The sequence below is a fragment of the Rhizobium aethiopicum genome (assembly GCF_014197535.1).
Classification (GTDB): domain Bacteria; phylum Pseudomonadota; class Alphaproteobacteria; order Rhizobiales; family Rhizobiaceae; genus Rhizobium; species Rhizobium aethiopicum_A.
The window spans coordinates 184,981-206,417 of sequence record NZ_JACIFV010000008.1 but is presented as its reverse complement, the minus strand read 5'-3'; the positions used below and the strand labels follow the sequence as shown (position 1 = coordinate 206,417).

At 60.4% G+C, this 21,437-nt stretch carries 21 protein-coding genes and 2 pseudogenes; 17 read left to right on the top strand and 6 right to left on the bottom strand.

Features of this window, described 5'->3' with window-relative positions:
• Positions 1-113: 113 nt before the first annotated feature.
• Entirely contained in the window at positions 114-1,268 is a 1,155-nt protein-coding gene (locus tag GGD53_RS14190; RefSeq protein ID WP_184456950.1) for an FAD-dependent monooxygenase, read from the bottom strand.
• A 29-nt stretch (positions 1,269-1,297) separates the two neighbouring features.
• Entirely contained in the window at positions 1,298-1,543 is a 246-nt protein-coding gene (locus tag GGD53_RS14185; protein WP_064802251.1) for a zinc-finger domain-containing protein, read from the bottom strand.
• A 155-nt stretch (positions 1,544-1,698) separates the two neighbouring features.
• On the opposite strand from GGD53_RS14185, the gene GGD53_RS14180 reads away from it, so the two are divergent.
• The 6 genes from GGD53_RS14180 to clpA all read left to right on the top strand — a co-directional run bounded on the left by GGD53_RS14180 (position 1,699) and on the right by clpA (position 7,566).
• Positions 1,699-2,484, top strand: coding sequence for an alpha/beta fold hydrolase (locus GGD53_RS14180; RefSeq protein ID WP_184456948.1), 786 nt, complete (start codon positions 1,699-1,701; stop codon positions 2,482-2,484).
• A 128-nt stretch (positions 2,485-2,612) separates the two neighbouring features.
• Complete coding sequence (cysE, locus tag GGD53_RS14175) at positions 2,613-3,446, top strand: serine O-acetyltransferase (RefSeq protein WP_184456946.1); 834 nt, start codon at positions 2,613-2,615, stop codon at positions 3,444-3,446.
• A gap of 132 nt (positions 3,447-3,578) precedes the next feature.
• A complete protein-coding gene (locus GGD53_RS14170; protein WP_008526943.1) occupies positions 3,579-3,782 on the top strand; it encodes a DUF3126 family protein in 204 nt (67 codons plus the stop codon).
• A 272-nt stretch (positions 3,783-4,054) separates the two neighbouring features.
• Positions 4,055-4,435, top strand: coding sequence for a phasin family protein (locus GGD53_RS14165; protein ID WP_184456944.1), 381 nt, complete (start codon positions 4,055-4,057; stop codon positions 4,433-4,435).
• Positions 4,436-4,712: 277 nt separating this feature from the next.
• Complete coding sequence (clpS, locus tag GGD53_RS14160; protein WP_008526939.1) at positions 4,713-5,066, top strand: ATP-dependent Clp protease adapter ClpS; 354 nt, start codon at positions 4,713-4,715, stop codon at positions 5,064-5,066.
• Positions 5,067-5,076: 10 nt separating this feature from the next.
• On the top strand, positions 5,077-7,566 hold the full coding sequence (gene clpA / locus GGD53_RS14155) for an ATP-dependent Clp protease ATP-binding subunit ClpA (protein ID WP_064802257.1): 2,490 nt from the start codon (positions 5,077-5,079) through the stop codon (positions 7,564-7,566).
• 75 nt (positions 7,567-7,641) lie between these two features.
• Here clpA and GGD53_RS14150 read toward each other — a convergent pair whose 3' ends face one another.
• From GGD53_RS14150 to GGD53_RS14135, 4 genes are all read right to left on the bottom strand, one after another.
• Positions 7,642-8,067, bottom strand: a complete 426-nt coding sequence (locus GGD53_RS14150) for an HIT family protein (RefSeq protein WP_184456942.1) — start codon at positions 8,065-8,067, stop codon at positions 7,642-7,644.
• A gap of 54 nt (positions 8,068-8,121) precedes the next feature.
• The gene (locus GGD53_RS14145) at positions 8,122-9,312 is read right to left on the bottom strand and encodes a GNAT family N-acetyltransferase (RefSeq protein ID WP_184456940.1); all 1,191 of its coding nucleotides are present in this window, start codon (positions 9,310-9,312) and stop codon (positions 8,122-8,124) included.
• Positions 9,313-9,390: 78 nt separating this feature from the next.
• Positions 9,391-10,110, bottom strand: a complete 720-nt coding sequence (locus tag GGD53_RS14140) for a glycerophosphodiester phosphodiesterase (RefSeq protein ID WP_184456938.1) — start codon at positions 10,108-10,110, stop codon at positions 9,391-9,393.
• Positions 10,107-10,577, bottom strand: a complete 471-nt coding sequence (locus GGD53_RS14135) for a RidA family protein (RefSeq protein ID WP_184456936.1) — start codon at positions 10,575-10,577, stop codon at positions 10,107-10,109. Before GGD53_RS14135 ends, GGD53_RS14140 begins: the two co-directional genes overlap by 4 nt.
• 136 nt (positions 10,578-10,713) lie before the next feature.
• Between GGD53_RS14135 and GGD53_RS14130 the strand changes: the two genes are divergently transcribed.
• The 11 genes and pseudogenes from GGD53_RS14130 to bamA all read left to right on the top strand — a co-directional run bounded on the left by GGD53_RS14130 (position 10,714) and on the right by bamA (position 21,403).
• On the top strand, positions 10,714-11,550 hold the full coding sequence (locus GGD53_RS14130) for a cell envelope integrity EipB family protein (protein ID WP_085859393.1): 837 nt from the start codon (positions 10,714-10,716) through the stop codon (positions 11,548-11,550).
• 197 nt (positions 11,551-11,747) lie between these two features.
• Positions 11,748-12,160, top strand: a pseudogene (locus GGD53_RS14125) (toxic anion resistance protein); the annotation flags it as partial.
• 2 nt (positions 12,161-12,162) lie between these two features.
• Positions 12,163-12,386 (top strand): annotated as a pseudogene (locus GGD53_RS31695) (hypothetical protein); the annotation flags it as partial.
• A 233-nt stretch (positions 12,387-12,619) separates the two neighbouring features.
• On the top strand, positions 12,620-13,387 hold the full coding sequence (rpsB, locus tag GGD53_RS14120) for a 30S ribosomal protein S2 (RefSeq protein ID WP_003573382.1): 768 nt from the start codon (positions 12,620-12,622) through the stop codon (positions 13,385-13,387).
• Between the two features lie 237 nt (positions 13,388-13,624).
• Positions 13,625-14,551 carry a translation elongation factor Ts gene (tsf, locus tag GGD53_RS14115; protein WP_184456934.1) on the top strand — a complete coding sequence of 309 codons (927 nt, stop codon included), beginning with the start codon at positions 13,625-13,627 and terminating at the stop codon, positions 14,549-14,551.
• A 96-nt stretch (positions 14,552-14,647) separates the two neighbouring features.
• Complete coding sequence (gene pyrH / locus GGD53_RS14110; protein WP_064691480.1) at positions 14,648-15,370, top strand: UMP kinase; 723 nt, start codon at positions 14,648-14,650, stop codon at positions 15,368-15,370.
• A gap of 163 nt (positions 15,371-15,533) precedes the next feature.
• A complete protein-coding gene (frr, locus tag GGD53_RS14105; protein WP_184456932.1) occupies positions 15,534-16,094 on the top strand; it encodes a ribosome recycling factor in 561 nt (186 codons plus the stop codon).
• A gap of 37 nt (positions 16,095-16,131) precedes the next feature.
• Positions 16,132-16,875 carry an isoprenyl transferase gene (locus GGD53_RS14100; protein ID WP_088394209.1) on the top strand — a complete coding sequence of 248 codons (744 nt, stop codon included), beginning with the start codon at positions 16,132-16,134 and terminating at the stop codon, positions 16,873-16,875.
• On the top strand, positions 16,875-17,705 hold the full coding sequence (locus GGD53_RS14095) for a phosphatidate cytidylyltransferase (RefSeq protein WP_184456930.1): 831 nt from the start codon (positions 16,875-16,877) through the stop codon (positions 17,703-17,705). The genes GGD53_RS14100 and GGD53_RS14095 overlap by 1 nt, the downstream gene beginning before the upstream one ends.
• A 37-nt stretch (positions 17,706-17,742) precedes the next feature.
• Complete coding sequence (gene rseP, locus GGD53_RS14090) at positions 17,743-18,861, top strand: RIP metalloprotease RseP (protein WP_184456972.1); 1,119 nt, start codon at positions 17,743-17,745, stop codon at positions 18,859-18,861.
• A 202-nt stretch (positions 18,862-19,063) separates the two neighbouring features.
• Complete coding sequence (gene bamA, locus GGD53_RS14085) at positions 19,064-21,403, top strand: outer membrane protein assembly factor BamA (RefSeq protein ID WP_184456928.1); 2,340 nt, start codon at positions 19,064-19,066, stop codon at positions 21,401-21,403.
• Positions 21,404-21,437 lie beyond the last annotated feature (34 nt).

The window sequence follows — 21,437 nt, the reverse complement described above, 5'->3', positions numbered from 1 at the left end:
AAGTGTGCAGCGGTTTTGCGGCAAGGACATGCGTAAAACAAACACCTAAAGCGCAGGGAGCGAATCTGAAAGATCGCGACGCGCTTTAGGGCGCTGCGGCCGCTTGCAGCGCCTTACAGCGTGCTCGGGGCCCGGTAGCCGTAAATCCAGTCGAGATCGGCCGCCAGGCTCTGTGGCGGCTTCAGGCCGAGCACGAGATCACGGCCGATCCGGATCGGCCCCTTCGCATGATAGGCAAATTTGTTGAAGGCGCCGCGCTGGCGAAGCTTTGCAATGCGCGGCGCGCGATGCCTTTCAAAGAGCGCCAGTGCTTCCGCCACCGGACGGTTTGAAAGAACCGCGGCAAGTTCGTAGGCGTCTTCGATCGCCATGGCCGCTCCCTGGGCGGCAAAGGGCATCATCGCATGCGCGGCGTCGCCGATCAGAACCGTCCTGCGGCCGTCCTGCCACGCGCCCGACGTGGTTCCGAAGAGCGGCCAGAACGTCAGCTTCGGCTGTTTTTCCAGCAGCGACACGATCGCGCTGTTCCAGCCGGAAAGCTGCGCCCTGAGCCTTGTGCGCTGCTCTGCCGTCGGCTCGTTTCCCCAGGCCTGCGGTGCGGCATTGCCCACGGTGATCGCCACCATGTTGATGCTGGCGGTCTCCCTCAGCGGGTAGCAGACGAGATGCGCCGATCCGCCGAGGAAAGCCGAAACGCTTGTCCGGTCGAGAAAACCCGGCGCCTCGCCTTCAGCAAGGGTGAAGCGATAGGCGATATTGCCGGAAAAGCGCGGTGAGGGGCTGCCGGGCACGGATTGCCGGAGCTTCGACCAGACGCCGTCCGCGCCGATGACGACATCGGCAGCCCGCTCGACAGGCGGCGAATTCGATTCCATTCGCACGCCGAGATGAAGCCGGCAGAGCGGATCGGCTTCGACTGCGGTGAGAAGTGCATTCTGCAATGTGGCGCGATGCAGCACGCCATAGGGTGCCCCCCAGCGCTCCCGCGCGAATTTGCCGGCCGGCACGGCCGCAAGCTGGCGCAGCGAAGCGCCTGACATCAGCCGGATCGCCTCCGGTTCGAGCCAGACTTTTGAAAGTCCCTCGAGGACACCGAGTTCTGCCAGAATGCGGGAGGCGTTCGGCGAAACCTGCAAGCCGGCGCCGACCTCGGCGAGTTCATCCGCCTGCTCGAAAATCTCCGAACTGATGCCCCGCCGCGAAAGCGCAAGCGCAGCGGTCAGCCCGGCAATGCCGGCGCCGATGATGGCGGCATGTTCGACCGGCATTATCAGGTCCGATCCGGATTCTGGACGGTTTACGCCGCCTTCACGTGGAAAACGCAGCCGGCCGGATTGGTCTGGCTCGGCTTGAGAGAAGGATTATAGCGGTAAAGCGTCGAGCAGTAGGAACAGACCTTCTCGTTGTCGTCGCCCATGTCGATGAAGATATGCGGATGGTCGAAAGGAACCGAAGCGCCGGTGCACATGAATTCCTTGACGCCGACTTCGATGACGCGATGACCGCCGTCGTTCTGGAAGTGGGGAATGTTGTGGCCGGCCATGTCGCTCTCCGAATGCTTTGAAAGTGCGCGGACCTTATAAGCCTTCGCCGCAAATGTGTAGAGCCAAAGCGCCGCGCCGGGCACAGTTTTTACCCACTATTTTGGCTTCACGCCGAGAGGCGGCTCGACTATGGTCGCGCCAAAAGGAAGGCCCGATGAACCTGAATACACCTGCATTTTCAAGCTTCACTCATGACGGATTGGAGATCGCCTTTTTCGATGAGGGCGACCCGTCCGGCGTGCCTGTCCTGCTGATCCATGGTTTTGCCTCGACGGCGAACGTCAACTGGGTGCATCCGGGATGGTTGAAGACGTTGGGAGATGCCGGCTATCGGGTGATCGCCATCGACAATCGCGGCCATGGCGCGAGCGACAAGCCGCACGATGCCGAAGCCTATCGCCCCTGGGTCATGGCCGGCGATGCGATCGCCTTGCTCGATCATCTCGGCATCCCTGAGGCCAATCTCATGGGCTATTCGATGGGCGCGCGCATTTCCGTTTTTGCGGCACTCGCCAATCCGCATCGCGTCCGCTCGCTGGTGCTCGGCGGCCTCGGCATCGGCATGACCGATGGGGTCGGCGACTGGGACCCGATCGCCGATGCGCTGCTTGCTCCGTCGCTGGAGGTCGTGACGCATGAGCGCGGCCGCATGTTCCGCGCCTTCGCCGAGCAGACGAAGAGCGACCGCACTGCGCTTGCCGCCTGCATCCGCGGCTCGCGCGACCTCGTCGCTCGCTCCGATATGGGCAAGCTCGACATGCCGACACTGATCGGCGTCGGCACCAAGGACGATATCGCCGGCTCGCCGCAGGAACTGGCCGCCCTGATGCCCGAGGCCGAAGCGCTCGATATTCCCGGCCGTGATCACATGCTCGCCGTCGGCGACAAGGTTTTCAAGCAGGCGGTGCTGGCCTTCTACGCAAGGGTCGCCGAGGGGTGACATCATCGTGATGCCGAAAAATCATGCTAAAAAACCATGGTGACGGCACCCATTTATGTTATTGGCGTTTTCCACTATATATGGGCATTCCGAAAACGGCATTCCGGCTGGCAACGAGGAGAGCGGCGATGGTCGCCAAGACAGATATTCGTGCTTTTGAGACTGGCCATCCGCTGAAGGTGATGGACCCCATCTGGGACAGCCTGCGCGAGGAAGCTCGGATCGCGGCCGAAAAAGACCCGGTTCTTGCCGCCTTTCTCTACTCGACGGTCATCAATTACCATTCGCTTGAGGAATGCGTCATCCACCGCATCTGCGAACGTCTCGATCATCCCGATATGCAGGCGAACCTGCTGCGTCAGACTTTCGAGGAAATGCTCATCGACTGGCCGGAGTGGAGTTCCATCCTGCGCGTCGACATCCAGGCCATCTATGACCGCGATCCGGCCTGCCTGCGCTTCATGGAGGCGGTGCTTTATTTCAAGGGTTTCCATGCGCTGCAGACGCATCGTCTCGCCCACTGGCTGCTGAACCGCGGCCGGCGCGATTTTGCGCTCTATCTGCAGAGCCGCTCCTCCAGCGTCTTCCAGACCGACATCAATCCCGCGGCTCGTATCGGCAAGGGCATCTTCCTCGATCATGCGACCGGCCTGGTCGTCGGCGAGACGGCCGTCATCGGCGACAATGTTTCGATCCTACATGGTGTGACGCTCGGCGGCACCGGCAAAGAGGGCGCCGACCGTCACCCGAAGATCGGCAGCGGCGTCATGATCGGCGCCGGCGCCAAGATCCTCGGCAATATCGAGATCGGCTATTGCTCGCGCGTTGCCGCAGGTTCCGTCGTGCTGAAGGCGGTGCCGCCGAAGAAGACGGTAGCAGGCGTTCCGGCCAAGGTCGTCGGCGAGGCCGGTTGTTCCGAGCCGTCGCGCAACATGGACCAGGTGATTGGCGCCGATATCTGAGCGCTAAGGGATGAGGGAAGGTCGGCAGGCACCGGACGGGGACAGGCCACGCCAAGTGGCAACCTTGCCTTTACACCGCTGCTTTTCCTGTGCAAGAAGCGGCCAATCAAGACCGCTTACGGAGATGACAGAGTGAAGCCAGAAGAAATCAAGAAGCTCGACGCCTACTTCAAACGTACGCTCAACCCGCAGATCGTCGTCAAGGCGCGTCCGCGTAAGAATGATTCTGCGGAAGTCTATCTCGGCGAAGAATTTCTGGGCGTCGTCTATGTCGATGACGAAGACGGCGACCGCTCCTACAACTTTTCGATGGCGATCCTCGACGTCGATCTTTGATCGTGCATGAGAGCTTGAAGTGGACCGGGCGGCGACATCCGCCCGGTCTTTTTTGTTTTTTTGCTGCCGAATCAAATTTTTTTTAAAACGCCTGGTTGTGGCATTGTACCATATATTAGCAAAAACCGTTAAAGAGGTACGTTCACCGGCTCGCTCGCTTTGTCTTACTGCTGTAACACAACCGTGAGATGTTTTGCGCCGCACAAGACTACTTGACTATTTGTGCATTGCGGCTACCCTGCCGCCATCCAACAGCCCAACGGAGGACGGCCATGTTCAACTTTGACGAAGCCAACAAAAAGAGCAAGGAAGCCGTCGACACGGCGCTGAGAACCTATTCCGACACGACCAGGGGCTTTCAGGCGATCGCCGCCGAAGCTGCTGAATATTCGAAGAAGTCCTTTCAGGATGCCGTAACGCATTTCGAAACTTTGGCGGGCGTCAGGAGCTTCGAGGCCGCTTTCGAACTGCAGACCAGCTACGTCAAGTCGGCCTATGAGAGCTTCGTCTCCGAAACGACGAAGCTCGGCGAAATGTACGCCGATCTCGCCAAATCCGCGTACAAGCCCTATGAGGCGCCGATCGCTGCTGCTGCCGCTGGCGTAGTCAAGTCGCCGAAATCGCCGCAGCCGGCGACCCCCGCTGCTGCCTGAAGCAACGTCGAATGCGCAACCTGCGCTACATATTGAAAAATTAAGGCCGGCTACGCATCTGTAGCCGGTCTTTTTTGTTTCCACTTTCATTGCTGCGCCCGCATGCGGGCCGTCCGGGGACTTTTTAGGTCTTTCCCGTGCATGCCGGCATTTCTTGATTGCAGTGTCTGACAGGGGGCTTAAAATCGGCCCATTATGAACTAAGTTAGTGTTTCAGATATTCGACGGGAAAAGCACCCTCCCATGCTCCGCCGGATTGATCGAGGAATGAATGACAATGATCGCAAAGCCGATCCGGATGCAGAACGATAGCGAAAGGAACGGGGACAACGGAAATCGCGGAACCTCGGTCATCACGCGCACCAAGCCGAAGACCAAGAAGCCCAACCTCTATCGCGTGCTGCTTTTGAATGACGATTATACGCCCATGGAATTCGTCATTCATATTCTGGAGCGTTTTTTTCAGAAGGACCGTGAAAGTGCCACCCGCATCATGCTCCATGTCCACAATCACGGCGTCGGCGAGTGCGGAATATTCACATACGAGGTAGCGGAAACGAAGGTCAGCCAGGTGATGGACTTCGCCCGGCAACACCAGCATCCGCTGCAATGCGTCATGGAAAAGAAGTGAGGATCTGAACGTGCCAACATTTTCGCCTAGTTTAGAGAAGGCGCTCCATCAGGCACTGACCTTTGCCAACGAGCGGCATCATGAATATGCGACGCTCGAGCATCTGCTGCTCGCACTGATCGACGATGCCGATGCGGCCGCGGTCATGGGCGCCTGCAATGTCGATCTCGATGCGCTGCGCAAGACGCTCGTCGAATATGTCGACAACGAACTTTCCAATCTGATCACGGGTTACGACGAGGATTCCAAGCCGACCTCCGGTTTCCAGCGTGTCATCCAGCGCGCCGTCATCCATGTGCAGTCATCCGGCCGCGAGGAAGTGACCGGCGCCAACGTGCTCGTTGCGATCTTCGCCGAGCGCGAAAGCCATGCCGCCTATTTCCTGCAGGAGCAGGAGATGACCCGCTACGATGCCGTCAACTACATCTCCCACGGCATCGGCAAGCGGCCGGGCGCGTCGGAGACCCGCACTCCGCGCGGCGCCGAAGAAGAGGCCGAGAGCAAGCCGACGGCGCGCGGCGGCGAGGAAGAGGGCGGCCCCAAGAAGCAGCAGGATGCGCTCAAAGCCTATTGCGTCAATCTCAACGAGAAGGCCAAGGGCGGTAAGATCGACCCGCTGATCGGCCGTCATGCCGAGGTGAGCCGCACCATTCAGATCCTGTGCCGCCGTTCGAAGAACAATCCGCTCTATGTCGGCGATCCCGGCGTCGGCAAGACGGCGATCGCCGAAGGCCTTGCCAAGCGCATCGTCGAAGGCAAGGTTCCCGAGGCGCTCGCCGATGCGACGATCTTCTCGCTCGACATGGGTACGCTGCTCGCCGGCACACGCTACCGTGGCGACTTCGAGGAACGCCTGAAGCAGGTTGTCAAGGAGCTGGAAGAATATCCGGGCGCCGTGCTGTTCATCGACGAGATTCATACGGTGATCGGCGCCGGAGCCACCTCGGGCGGCGCGATGGATGCATCGAACCTGTTGAAGCCGGCCCTGTCGTCGGGCGCGATCCGTTGCATTGGTTCGACCACCTACAAGGAATACCGCCAGTTCTTCGAGAAGGACCGGGCGCTGGTGCGTCGTTTCCAGAAGATCGACGTCAGCGAGCCGTCGATCAATGATGCGATCGAGATCATGAAGGGCCTGAAGCCCTATTTCGAAGAGTATCACCACCTGCGCTATTCGAACGACGCCATCAAGTCGGCCGTCGAACTCTCGGCCCGCTACATCTCCGACCGCAAGCTGCCTGATAAGGCGATCGACGTGATCGACGAAACGGGTGCGGCCCAGATGCTGCTGCCGCCGTCGAAGCGCCGCAAGCTGATCACCGAAAAGGAGATCGAGGCGACGATCGCGACGATGGCCCGCATTCCGCCGAAGACCGTCTCCAAGGACGATGAGGCCGTGCTTGCCAATCTCGAGCAGGAACTGCGTTCGGTCGTCTACGGCCAGGACATCGCAATCGAAGCGCTTTCGACATCGATCAAGCTGGCGCGTGCCGGCCTTCGCGAGCCGAACAAGCCGATCGGCGCCTATGTCTTCTCCGGTCCGACCGGCGTCGGCAAGACCGAGGTGGCAAAGCAGCTGGCAGCATCGCTCGGCGTCGAGCTCCTGCGCTTCGACATGTCGGAATATATGGAGCGGCACACGGTCTCGCGCCTGCTCGGCGCACCTCCCGGCTATGTCGGCTTCGACCAGGGTGGTCTCCTGACCGATGGCGTTGACCAGCATCCGCATTGCGTGGTCCTGCTCGACGAAATCGAGAAGGCGCATCCGGATATCTACAATATCCTTCTGCAGGTTATGGACCACGGCACCCTGACCGACCATAACGGCAAGAAGATCGACTTCCGCAACGTCATCCTGATAATGACGACGAATGCGGGCGCTTCCGAAATGGCCAAGGCCGCGATCGGCTTCGGCTCGTCCAAGCGCACCGGCGAGGACGAGGAGGCGCTGACCCGTCTCTTCACGCCGGAGTTCCGCAACCGTCTCGACGCGATCATTCCGTTCGCGGCGCTGCCGACGGCGGTCATTCACAAGGTCGTGCAGAAGTTCATCATGCAGCTGGAGGCCCAGCTTTCCGAAAGGAACGTCACCTTCGACCTGCACGAGGATGCGATCGCCTGGCTTGCAGAAAAGGGTTACGACGAGAAGATGGGCGCCCGCCCGCTGGCCCGCGTGATCCAGGACACGATTAAGAAGCCGCTCGCCAACGAAATCCTCTTCGGCAAGCTGAAGAAGGGCGGCGTCGTCAACGTCACCGTCGGCCCGAAGGAAGATGGCAAGCCCGGTATCCTGCTGGAAGCCATTCCGGATACGGCGCCGATCAAGCCGAAGCCGGAAGCCGAGGTCGTGCATCCCGAAGCCGACGACGAGGATGATGGCGAGCTGAAGACGAAGACGGCCCGCAAGACCCGCGCCAAGACGGTGCCGCAGGCCGAGCCCGAGGTCCGCGACGCTCCCAAGAAGGGAAGCACGGTTCCCAAGGTTCCGCGCAAGAAGTGAGAGCTCGTCACCGAATTAAAAAAGGCCGCGTCACCCGCGGCCTTTTTTGTTTCCCGTCGTTGCCAGGAATTCGCGTTATGCCAGGGCCGCCCGGATCTTTTCGGCATGGGCGGCAAGCACGGCGCCGTCCTCCATCCTGCCGGAATGCGGCTTGAGCGCCACGCCCTCATGGCGGGGGATGATGTGGAAATGCAGATGGAACACCGTTTGTCCGGCTGCCGGTTCGTTGAACTGGGCGATGAACACGCCATCGGCGTCGAAAACTTCCTGGACCGCCTGGGCGACCTTTTGAACGACGGTAATGGCATGGACGAGGGTGGCGGGATCGGCATCGAGAATATTGCGCGAAGGCGCCTTCGGAACGACGAGCACGTGGCCCGGCGCTTGCGGCATCACATCCATGAAGGCCACCGTATGCTGGTCCTCGTAGATTCGGTTCGAGGGAATTTCGCCGCGCAGGATCTTGGCGAAGATATTGTTGTCGTCATAGGCGCTGGTCATCGCGAAATCTCCTCACGTTCCATTTGATCGGGTAGCGCGCTCGGCAGGGCGGCGTCAATCCTCCTGCTGACGCTCACCCTTGCGGAAGGGGCTGTGCTCGCTCAGCAGTTCACTCATCTGTTCGACATCGGCGCGCTCGCGCGCGAGATAATCGCCGATCGCGCGGCGCAGCCCGCCATGGGCGATATAATGGGCGGAATGCGTCGTCACCGGCAGGTAACCGCGAGCGAGCTTATGTTCGCCCTGCGCTCCGGCCTCGACCCGTTTCAACCCCTTCGCCAGGGCGAAGTCGATCCCCTGGTGATAGCAGACCTCGAAATGCAGGAAGGGGTGGTCCTCGATGCAGCCCCAGTGACGGCCGTAGAGCGCATCGCCGCCGATGAAATTGATCGCGCCGGCAATATAGCGCCCGTCGCGCTTGGCCATGACGAGCAGGATATCGTCGGCCATGCGCTCGCCGATCAGAGAGTAGAATTTGCGGGTGAGATAGGGCCGGCCCCATTTGCGGCCGCCGGTATCCATGTAGAATTTGAAGAACTGGTCCCAGATCCGCTCCGTCAGATCGCGCCCGGTCAGCCAGTCGATGCTGATGCCGTTTTCGAGCGCGGTGCGACGCTCCTTGCGCAATGCCTTGCGTTTGCGCGAAGCGAGCGTTTCGAGGAACTCGTCGTGATTGGCATAGCCGTCATTGATGAAATGAAACTGCTGGTCGGTCCGGTGCAGATAGCCATCCATCTCGAAGACGCCGATCTCCTCGTCCGGCACGAAGGTAATATGGGCCGAGGAAATACCGAGCCGGCGCACGACCTCCTTCAGGCTTTCGGCAATCGCGCTCTGGATCGGCAGCCGCTGCAGCCCTTCGGCGACGAGAAGACGCGGGCCGGTCGCGGGTGTAAATGGGATCGAGCACTGCAGCTTGGGATAATAACGCCCGCCGGCCCGCTCGAAGGCGTCGGCCCAGCCGTGGTCGAAGACATATTCGCCCTGGCTGTGGCTCTTGAGGTAGCCGGGCAGGGCGCCGATCAGCTCGCCGCGATCGGTTTCGAGCAACAGGTGGTGGCCGAGCCAACCGGTTTCGGCCGTGGCCGAGCCGGATTCTTCCAGCGATGATAAAAAGGCATGCGAAACGAAGGGGTTATAGGCAAGCGTGTTGCCACCCTTCGACGCCCCGGAAAGCCTGGACCAGCTCTCCGGGAAAATCGCGGTGAAGGAGCGTTCTACGCGAATGGACAGTTCATCGGTCATGCGGCGGATGCGAAGCCTGTGGGAGGAGGGTTTCGGCTCTGTTTCAGTCTGCGCATGATCTTGGCCAAAAAGCGAGCGTCAAACGGCCACGCGCGGATCGAAGCCTTCGAAAGTCATCTGGTCTGCATTGGCAAAAGTGCGCCGGCGCGCCTCTTCGTCTCGCACCGTCCAGGTGATAACCGGAATGCCCTTGTCGCGTTCGCCCGTGATGAAGGCATTCGGCAGGTCGTCATAATAATAGGAGATGAAATCGAGACCGATCTCCATCGCCTTGGCATGGGTCTCAAACTCCTCCGGCGTGTTGCCATTGGCGGTCAGCCCGAGCGGATAGGGCGAGCCAAGCGCCTTCAGATCGCGCAGCAGCCAATGGTCGAAGCTCATCAGCGCAACCTTGCCCTCATAGCCTTCCAGCACTTCGAGGACGGATTCGGCAAAACCCTCGTCATCGGCCTCACGGCCCTTCAACTCCAGCACCAGCGGAACCTTGCCCTGCACAAGATCGAGGAGTTGGCGGAGCGTCGGCACCTTGTCGCCCGTGCCGCCGACGGCGATCAGCCCGAGTTCCCGGGAGGTGCGCTCGCGGATGTCGCCGTTCAGATTGCACAGACGCTGAAGATCCTCGTCATGAAAGATGATCGGCACGCCGTCGGAGGCGTAATGCAGGTCGCATTCGATCGCAAAGCCGGCTTCGGCAGCGCGCGAGAAGGCCGAAAGCGTATTCTCCCAGACAAGCTTATTCAGGTCGTGATAGCCGCGATGGGCGACCGGCACGTCCTTGATCCAGTCCGCATTGGTCATTCTGCGATTTCCATGATAGCGTCGATCTCGACGGCGGCGTTCAGCGGCAGAGCGGCCATGCCGACGGCGGCGCGCGCATGTTTGCCGGTCTCGCCGAGCACACCGGCGATCAGGTTCGAAGCACCGTTGATGACGAGATGCTGCTCGATGAAATCGGGCGCCGAGGCGACGAAACCGTTCACCTTGATGACGCGCCGAATGCGGCCGAGGTCGCCGCCGAGCGCGGCCTTGGCCTGGGCCAGGATGTTGATGGCGCAGAGTTCGGCGGCGCGCTGGCCGCTCGCTACGTCGACGGTCTTGCCGAGATGGCCCGATACGGCGACTTTGCCGCCGTCGAGCGGCAGCTGCCCGGAGATGTAGAGAAGATTGCCGCTGATGACATAGGGAACGTAGTTTGCGGCAGGTGCTGCGGCTTCAGGCAGGGTTATCCCCATCTCAGTCAGGCGCGCTGCAATTTCGTCGGACATTTTCGTCTCCGCTTTTGTTGTCAATTCTTCAAAAATTATGCATCAAGACTGGAATCTTTAATATGACAGTTTCGAGCCTCGATTTGGCCGAAAGTGTTCTTATAACATCGCGGCCGAGTCCAACAGGAGTTAATGAATGTTCCGATCGAGTCTAGTCGCTCTGCTTCTCGCCGGCCTTTCCGCCCATGCATGGGCGGCTGCGCCTGCGGCAAGTGCTGCGATCGCGACCGGCCTCATCGCCCATCGCGCGGTCTACGATCTGGAATTGAAGGATGCGTCGGACCGCTCCGGCATCGCCTCCATGTACGGCCGCATGGTCTATGAATTCGACGGCAGCTATTGCCAGGGCTTCACCACCAATTTCCGCTTCGTGACGCAGATCGACACTGGCGACAGCGTGCGCGTCAGCGATCAGCAGACAAAGACCTTCGAGAACCTGAAGGACCGCAAGTTTACCTTTGACACCAAATCCTTCACCGACGACCAGCTCGACAAGGAGGTCAACGGCGCGGCCGAGAATCAGGCCAATGGCGTCAAAGTCGATCTCAAGCAGCCGGCGAGCCGCGAGCTGCAGCTTGGCGAAAGCCGCTTTCCGACAGAGCATATGCTCGATGTGATCCAGAACGCCAAGGAGGGAAAACGTTTCTTCGAAGCCCGCGTTTTCGACGGTTCCGATGACGGCGACAAGTCGCTGGTGACGACGACGATCGTCGGCAAGCAGGAAACGCCCGCTGCCGAGGAGGCCGATGCCGGCAATGCCGGCGCCTTCTCGAAGACGGCCTTCTGGCCGGTGACCATCGCCTATTTCAACGAGAATGCAAAATCGGATTCGCTGCCGGTCTATCGCATGTCGTTCAAACTCTACGAGAACGGCATCACCCGCGACCTGACGATGGATTATGGCGATTTCGTCCTGACCGGCAAGCTCGCCAAGCTCGAGCTGCTGGATCACAAGGCTGAGGTCTGCAAGTAGGCCGCGGTTTTTCCGCTGTCATAAAACTGTATCGTAAAGTTCATTATTGTGTCGGCGACCAGCGATGATTGAGTCGCCTTCTGTCGTCCTGCTCTTGTGATCGGTGCGATTCCAGCGGCCAGTCCATTGCGACGGGGCCTGCAGTTGCGAAATAGGCCTCCAGACCATTACCCGCCGCAAGCCTGGAAAGCCTCACTATGGCCGATACCGATCTCGCGACTGTACAGAATGCCGTCCTGCCGGTTGCGCCGCCGATCCGGCGGAAGTTGCCCGCATTTCCGATAGCATCGATATCACCGACCGAGCCGGCATTTCGGTCTATGGCGACCGCGCCCAGCAGGCTGTCAGCGATTATGCCGACAGGATCCTGCGCGAGGTCCGCAACAAGGATCTCGGCGAGGTCGGCCGGCTGCTGACCGACATCATCCTCAAGTCGAAGAGCCTCGATCCGGCATCGCTGAAAGACAAGGGCTTCCTCAGCCGCATGTTCCTCTCCGCAAAAGCGCGGCTCGAACGCTTTAAGGAGGAGTTCGAGGACGTAGCCGGCCAGATCGACCGGATTGGCCTGGAGCTCGACCGTCACAACGACACGCTGAGGCGCGACATCGCGCGCTGATCGTCGTCGACGAGAACGCCAACCGCCTGATCGAGGCGCTGATCAGCCCGCGGCTGCAGGAGCTCGCCTGGACGCGGCACGGCTTCCGTGGTCCGCTGGGACGGCGACCGGAAACGCCGACAGCGCAATCACCAGCCTGCTGTCCGCGGAGATCGACGCCGTCCTGCCGATGCCCGATGCCGGCGTCGTGCTGGCGCTGCTGCCGACACTCGCAAGCTGAGCGGCGGTATTTTCAGGGCAGGGCAGTCGGCCGGAAATCCGGCATAATCCTTGTTTTTATGCCGAATGGAATGTTTCCCTTGCTTTTATGCCCAACGGAATGTATGGGCACCGGCATTCCACACGTAAGGCATGGGATCGTCCGGGAGAAATCCGGGCTGTTCCGCCGGTGGCATCCTCGACGAGGGTGCTGTTCGCCTTGCGGAGGTTCAACCGGAAAAGGAGTAACAAGGCATGGCATTGCCTGATTTTTCTATGCGTCAGCTGCTTGAAGCAGGCGTCCACTTCGGCCACCAGACCCATCGCTGGAACCCGAAGATGAAGCCGTATATCTTCGGCGATCGCAACAACATTCACATCATCGATCTGGCTCAGACCGTTCCGATGCTGTCGCGCGCCCTTCAGGTCGTCAGCGACACCGTTGCCCGTGGCGGCCGCGTTCTCTTCGTCGGCACCAAGCGCCAGGCGTCCGAGATCATCGCCGACAGCGCCAAGCGCTCGGCCCAGTACTACGTCAACTCGCGCTGGCTCGGCGGCATGATGACGAACTGGAAGACGATCTCCAACTCGATCCAGCGCCTGCGCAAGCTCGACGAAATCCTCAATGGCGAAGCCCAGGGCTTCACCAAGAAGGAACGCCTCAACCTCGAGCGCGAGCGTGAAAAGCTCGACAAGGCTCTCGGCGGTATCCGCGATATGGGCGGCACGCCCGACCTGATGTTCATTATCGACACCAACAAGGAAAAGATCGCGATCGACGAAGCCAAGCGCCTCGGCATCCCGGTCGTCGCCATCATCGATTCGAACTGCGATCCGGACCTGATCGACTATCCGATCCCGGGCAACGACGACGCATCGCGCGCCATCGCCCTGTACTGCGAGCTGATCTCCCGCGCTGCCATCGACGGCATTGCGCGCCAGCAGAGCTCTTCCGGCCGTGATCTCGGCGCATCCTCCGAAGTTCCGGTCGAGCCGGCTCTCGAGGAAGCAGCCGAAGGCTGATGAAGGCGGGCGGAGACAAAACTCCGTCGAAGCTTGCATAGACTGGGAAGGCCGCTCGCGACTCATCGAAGTTCGGCGGCCTTACCTGTTTCAAGGCGGAGGCGTCAGGCGCTCCGCCAGTAAAGTTTCGTTATGGCGCGTCTTCATCACGCTGTCATACATACAGGTACATTTCGTGCCTCAATCCGGTGCCGCGCCGCTTTGCGGTCCACCGTTTGAACCGACAAGAGGAAGATAATGAGCGAGATTACGGCTGCAATGGTGAAGGAACTGCGCGAAAAGACCGGCGCAGGCATGATGGACTGCAAGAAGGCTCTTGCTGAAACCAGCGGCGACATGGAAGCGGCGATCGACTGGCTGCGCGCCAAGGGCATCGCCAAGGCCGACAAGAAGTCGGGCCGTACCGCCGCTGAAGGCCTCGTCGGCGTTTCGAGCGAAGGCACGAAGGCCGTCGTCGTCGAAGTCAACTCCGAAACCGACTTCGTCGCCCGCAACGATGCCTTCCAGGATCTCGTCCGCGGCATCGCCAAGGTCGCCGTCTCGACGGATGGCACTGTCGAGGCCGTCGGTGCTGCGACCTATCCGGCATCCGGCAAGTCCGTTTCCGACACGATCAAGGATGCGATCGCAACGATCGGCGAGAACATGAACCTGCGCCGTTCGATCGCTCTGTCCGTCGAAGACGGCGTCGTCGCCACCTATATCCACAATGCGGTTTCCGACGGCCTCGGCAAGCTCGGCGTTCTCGTCGCGCTGAAGTCGACCGGTGACAAGGAAGCCCTGAACGCAATCGGCCGCCAGGTCGCCATGCATATTGCGGCGACCGCGCCGTTGGCGATCCGCCCTGAGGAAGTCGATGCCGCCGTCGCCGAGCGCGAGCGCAACGTCTTCATCGAGCAGTCGCGCGCTTCCGGTAAGCCCGACAACATCATCGAAAAGATGGTGGAAGGCCGCATGCGCAAGTTCTTCGAGGAGGTCGCCCTTCTCTCGCAGGCTTTCGTCATCAATCCTGATCTGACGGTCGCTGCCGCCATCAAGGAAGCTGAAAAGGCCGTCGGCGCGCCGATCGAAGTTGCCGGCATGGCCCGTCTTCTGCTCGGCGAAGGCGTCGAGAAGGAAGAGACCGATTTCGCAGCCGAAGTCGCGGCTGCCGTCAAGGGTTGATCTTCCAGCCATAATTCTGAAAACAAGAAGGGCATCGCGTGACAACGCGGTGCCCTTCGTGTATCGGGCATTCACGGCAATTTACGAGGAGCCAAGATGTCTTTAGAGCCTGTCTATAAACGCGTTCTGCTCAAGGCTTCCGGCGAAGCGCTCATGGGTGGCCAGGGTTTCGGGATCGATGTCGCGGTGGCGGACCGCATTGCATCCGATATCGCCGAGGCAAGGCATATGGGCGTGGAAGTCGGCGTCGTCGTCGGTGGCGGCAATATCTTCCGCGGTGTTGCAGTCGCATCCAAGGGCGGCGATCGGGTGACCGGCGACCATATGGGCATGCTCGGCACCATCATCAACGCGCTCGCGCTCGCAACCTCGCTGCGCAAGCTGAACATCGATACGGTGGTGCTTTCGGCCATCTCCATGCCGGAGATCTGCGAGAGCTTCTCGCAACGAGCGACCCTTTATCATCTGTCGATGGGACGCGTGGTGATCTTTGCCGGCGGCACCGGCAATCCCTTCTTCACCACCGATTCCGCCGCCGCACTGCGTGCTGCCGAAATGGGCGCCCAAGCGATCTTCAAGGGCACGCAGGTGGACGGCATCTATACCGCCGACCCGAAGAAATATCCCGATGCGACCCGCTTCGACCGCCTGACGCACCAGGAAGTGCTGGACAGGGGCCTTGCGGTGATGGACGTTGCCGCCGTGGCGCTTGCCAGAGAAAATTCCATTCCGATCATCGTCTTCTCGATCCACGAGAAGGGTGGTTTTGCTGAAATCTTGACGGGCGGTGGCCTCAAGACCATCGTCTCCGACAACTGATACAAGCCGCGCCGCGGTTTCGGCGCAGCCCTCGCTAGAACATGATTGAGCTTTAGGTCCGGTTGGCCTGAAATCTGAAACATGTTCTACATTAAAGAATTAGAGCATGAGACGTGCCGAAAACCGCTGACTTTTCGGCATCGCTCTAAACGGGAGCATCGACATGAGTGAAGGTATCGATATCAAGGAACTGAAGCGCCGGATGGACGGCGCGGTCTCCGCATTCAAGAGCGACATCGCATCGCTGCGCACCGGCCGTGCTTCGGCCAACATCCTCGATCCGGTCACGATCGAGGCCTATGGTTCGCGCGTGCCCTTGAACCAGGTCGCCAACATCACCGTGCCCGAGCCGCGCATGCTGACGGTTTCCGTCTGGGACAAGTCGATGGTCAGCGCCGTCGAACGCGGCATCCGCGAATCCAATCTCGGCCTCAACCCGATCGTCGACGGCCAGAGCCTGCGCATTCCGCTGCCGGAATTGAACGAGGAGCGCCGCAAGTCGCTCGTCAAGGTGGCGCATGACTATGCCGAGAAGAGCAAGGTGGCGATTCGCCATGTCCGCCGTGACGGCATGGACGGCCTCAAGAAAGCCGAAAAGGACGGTGTAATCGGCCAGGACGAGAGCCGTGCGCGATCCGAACGCGTACAGAAGATGACGGACGAGACGATTTCCGAAATCGACCGCTTGCTTGGGGAGAAGGAAAAGGAAATCATGCAGGTCTAGTGGACCTGTGCCTTTGCCTGGAAAGACCGGACGGGAAATGTCGGAATCTGTATTTGTAACTGTGCCAGAGCATGTTGCCATCATCATGGACGGCAATGGCCGTTGGGCCAAGCAGCGCGGCTTGCCGCGCACGATGGGCCATCGCAAGGGCGTCGAGGCGGTCCGCGAGACAGTACGCGCCGCCGGCGCGGCCGGTATAAAATATCTCACCCTCTTCGCCTTTTCCTCGGAGAACTGGCGCCGGCCCGAAGCCGAGGTTTCCGATCTGCTCGGTCTGCTCAAGGCTTTCATCCGGCGTGACCTTGCCGAGCTTCATCGCCAGAATGTGCGCATCAAGGTGATCGGCGACCGCCACAGCCTGCGCAGCGACATTCTCGGCCTGCTGCTTGAGGCGGAGGAGACCACCAGGGACAACACGGCGCTGACGCTGGTCATCGCCTTCAATTACGGCTCGCGCGATGAAATCTCGCGCGCCGTCGTGAGTCTCGCGAGGGACGTCGAGTCCGGCCGCCTGCGGGCACAGGACATCACTCCCGCGCTGATCAACGCCCGTCTCGACACGGCCGGCATCCCGGATCCGGATCTCATCATCCGCACCAGCGGCGAGGAACGGCTTTCCAACTTCCTGCTTTGGCAGGCCGCCTATTCGGAATTCATCTTCATCCCGGAATATTGGCCCGATTTCAGCCCGGAGATTTTCCGCTCGGCGCTGGAAAAATTCGCCTCCCGCGACCGGCGCTTCGGTGGCCTGTCATCGCAGGCAGCCGCGGTCGGCACCTGATGCAGAGGGAATTGAAGCTCCGCATCGTTTCAGGATTGATTCTCGCGGTCATCGTTCTTGTCGCCACCTGGTATGGCGGCCCTGCCTTTCGCACCCTGGCGGTGGTGATCGGTCTGCTGATCTACTATGAATGGTCTAAGATAACCGGCATTGCGCGGGATTGGGTCGCCAATGTGGTCGGTTGGATCGGCGAAGCGGCGATCGCCTTCCTTGTGCTTGTCGGCAATTTCGAATTCGCCGCCGGCATGCTGGCCGGCGTCACCGCCGTCGGCATAGCCCTGATCATCCTGCACGGCACGAGTCGCTGGCTGCCGGTCGGCCTCTTCTATGCCGGCGCCACAGGCCTGGCGCTCGCCGCGATCAGAGGCAACGACCAGCCCGGTCTTTACGCCATGCTTTTCGTCTTCGCCGTCGTCTGGGCGACCGATATCCTCGCCTATTTCGTCGGCAGGGCGCTCCGCGGACCGAAGCTTGCCCCGTCGATCTCGCCGGGAAAGACATGGTCTGGCGCTATCGGCGGCGCCGTTTCCGCGGTCGCAGCCGGCGTCCTTCTCGCCCATTTCCTCCTTCCGGGCACTGAAGTCGTCGCCGCCGGCGTGGCGCTCATCCTGTCGGTCTGCAGCCAGTCGGGCGATCTTTTCGAATCCGTCATCAAGCGAAAATTCGGCGTCAAGGATTCGAGCCGTCTCATTCCGGGCCATGGCGGCGTCATGGACCGCGTCGACGGACTGATTTTCGCCTGTTTTGCGGCGTTCTTGCTTGCTACACTATTTTCCCTGATAAAGGGGGCTGGCATGACGTCGCTCGGAGCGGCATTGTTCGGCCTCTGATGACGCGGCAGCCTGACAGAAGGAACCCACAGACGTGATGACCGGCATATATGCATTCGTGATGGGGAATATCGTCACCTTCATCCTGGTGCTCTCGCTGCTCGTCTTCGTGCATGAGATGGGCCATTATCTTGTCGGGCGCTGGAGCGGCATCCGTATCCTTGCCTTTTCGGTCGGCTTTGGTCCCGAGCTATTCGGCTTCACCGACCGCCATGGAACGCGCTGGAAGATCTCAGTGATCCCGCTCGGCGGTTACGTCCGCTTCTTCGGCGATGAGGATGCGTCGAGCAAACCGGACAGCGACAAGCTTGCCGCCATGTCCGAGGAGGAGAGGGCGCGCTCCTTTGCCGGCGCCAAGCTGTGGAAACGTGCCGCGACCGTCGCAGCCGGTCCGATCGCCAATTTTCTGCTGGCGATCGCCATCTTCACGGTTCTCTTCACCGTCTATGGCCGCATGATCGCCGACCCGGTCGTTGCCGAGGTCAAGCCGGAGAGCTCGGCGGCCGCCGCCGGCATCCTTCCCGGCGACCTCCTGGTTGCCATCGATGGCGGCAAGGTCGAGACGTTTGAAGATGTGCGCCGCTATGTCGGCATGCGCCCCGGCCAGAGGATTGTCGTTACAGTCGAGCGCGGCGGCCAGAAGCTCGATGTGCCGATGGTGCCGCAGCGCGTCGACCAGACCGATCAGTTCGGCAACAAGATGGAAGTCGGTCAGATCGGCATCGCTACCGACAAGAACTCCGGCAATTTCCGGCTGCAGACCTACACTCCGCTCCAGGCGCTGCGTGAGGGCGTGATCGCCAGCGGGCAAATAGTCACGGACACCTTCAAATATATCGGCAACATATTCAGCGGATCGATGCGGGCCGATCAGCTGGGCGGGCCGATCCGTGTGGCTCAGGCTACCGGCCAGATGGCGAAGCTTGGCGTTGGGGCAGTGTTGCAGCTTGCTGCGGTGCTGTCGGTTTCGATAGGATTGCTTAACCTGATGCCGGTTCCGGTACTTGATGGCGGCCACCTGATGTTCTATGCGGTGGAAGCGGTCAGAGGAAAACCGCTGGGTGCCAAGGCTCAGGAAATTGCATTTCGTATAGGCCTGGCAATGATATTGACATTGATGGTTTTCACGACCTGGAACGACATCAGCCTGAGCTGAAGGTAAACGCGTAAGGCAAGGGAATTACTATTTATTTACGATGTTTCAAGGCTGTAGTGGCGAATGGGTCACGCTTGGAAATGAAGTAAACAGAAATTAACGCCCTCCCTTGCTTGTATGTCAAAAGCGGGTAAAACGACACACGTGACCGGAATCGGGTTCTCCCGGGGACGGGGACGAGGGAAAAAAGGTAATAGGTGAAATGAAGGCTGGTTCAAAGTTTTTGAACGCAGTATCGGCGGTTGCGCTGTCTGCTAGTGTTGTTGCTTCGGGCGCAGGTGCTTTGACGTTCGTTTCCGCTACGGCCGCCGAGGCCGCGGTCATCCAGCGCATCGATGTGCGTGGCGCAAGCCGCGTCGGCGCGGAAGCCGTCCGGTCGAACCTCACCATCACGCCCGGCAAGAGTTTCTCGAACACTGATATCGATAACTCGGTCAAACAGCTTTACGGCACGGGCTACTTCTCCGATGTGAAGATTTCGGTTTCTGGTGGCACGCTGGTCGTCAACGTCCAGGAGGCCCAGCTCGTCAATCAGGTCGTCTTCAACGGCAACCGCAAAATCAAGGACGACAAGCTCGCGACGATCGTCCAGACGCATGCTGCCGGTCCTTACAGCGACACGCAGATTCAGTCCGACATCCAGGCGATCAAGGATGCCTATGCCGCCACCGGCCGCAGCGAAGTCGAAGTGACGACGCAGGTGGTGCCGCTGGGCGAAGGCCGCGTCAACCTTGCTTTCGTCATCAACGAAGGTGACCGCACCAAGATCGATGCGATCAATTTCGTCGGCAACAACGCCTATAGCGCCGGCCGCCTTGCTGCCGTAATTCAGACAAAGCGTTCGAACTTCCTTTCGTTCCTGACCCGCAAGGACGTCTACAACGAAGACAAGCTCCACGCCGACGAAGAAGCGCTGCGCCAGTTCTATTACAATCGCGGCTATGCCGACATGCGCATCGTCTCTTCCGATGCCAGCTTTGACGAGGCAACCAACAAATACACGCTCACCTTCAACATCGAGGAAGGCCAGCGCTACAATTTCGGACCGGTGACTGTTCAGTCCACCGTTGAAGGCGTCGGCTCGGATCAGCTGCTGCCGCTGGTGCGCACGAAAGAAGGCCACCTCTACAGCGCCAAGGAAGTTCAGAAGTCGATCGAAGCGATTTCCGATCAGGTGGCCTCCGCCGGTTATCCCTTTGCGCGCGTCACGCCGCGCGGTAACCGCGACCTCAACAACAACACGATCGGCGTCGAATATCTCGTCGACCAGGGCGAGCGCGCCTATGTCGAGCGCATCGAGATCCGCGGCAACAGCCGCACGCGCGACTACGTCATCCGCCGCGAATTCGACATGAGCGAAGGCGACGCCTTCAATCAGCAGATGATCACCAAGGCCAAGCGCCGCCTGGAAGCGCTCGGTTACTTCTCTTCGGTCAATATCTCCACCCAGCCGGGTAGCTCCCCGGATCGTGTCGTGGTGGTGGTCGACGTGCAGGATCAGTCGACCGGTTCGTTCGGTGTCGGCGCGGGTTATGCCGCCGGCGGTGACGGTCTGCTGCTCGAAGCATCGATCGAAGAAAAGAATTTCCTTGGTCGCGGTCAGTACATCCGCATCTCGGCCGGCGGCGGTCAGGAAGGCTCGCGCGCCTACGGCGTCAGCTTCACCGAACCCTATTTCCTCGGCTACCGCCTGGCGGCGGGCTTCGACGTCAACCACAGCGAAACGTCGAGCAACGACAATTACGACTACGAGGAAACCAGCGTCGTTCTGCGCGTCACGGCGCCGATCACCGAAGATCTGGCGACGACTTTCCGCTATAACTACAAGCAGATGAAGTACGACGCTGACAACAGCGACCTTTCCGATCTGTCCGCTCCGTATCAGCACCTGGTTGAGGACAGCCCGTGGACACGTTCTTCCGTCTCGCAGACGCTGACCTACAACACGCTCGATGACACGGTTCTGCCGCGCGAAGGCATCTACGCGACGGCGACGCAGGAAATTGCCGGCCTCGGGGGCGACTCGCAGTTCTACAAGATCTACGGCAAGGCCCGCTACTACCACCTGCTCGCCGACGATGCCGATATCATCGGCTCGGTTTCTGCTTCGGCGGGTTATGTCGTCGGCTTCGGTGAGCACCTGAACGTCTTCGACCAGTTCACGCTGACCAATGGCGACATTCGTGGCTTCGAGAACAAGGGTATCGGCCCGCGCGTCAGGGGTGACAACGACGATCCGCTGGGCGGTACAACCTACTTCACCGCATCGGCCGAAGCGACTTTCCCGATGCCGGGCTTCCCGCGCGACTTCAACCTGCGCGGCGCGGTCTTCGCCGACGCCGGCACGTTGTTCGGCAACGACGTTGATCTGAGGGGCGACGGCATTGAGGGCGAAGACGCCTCGCTGCGCGCTTCCGTCGGTGTCGGTGTCGTTTGGCAGTCTCCTTTCGGTTCATTGCGTCTGGATTACGCAATCCCGGTCCTCAAGGAAGACTTCGACAAGACGCAAAACTTCAAGTTTGGCATCAACAACCAATTCTGATATCGGCAGTCCGGAACTGTAAGACTCAATTCCG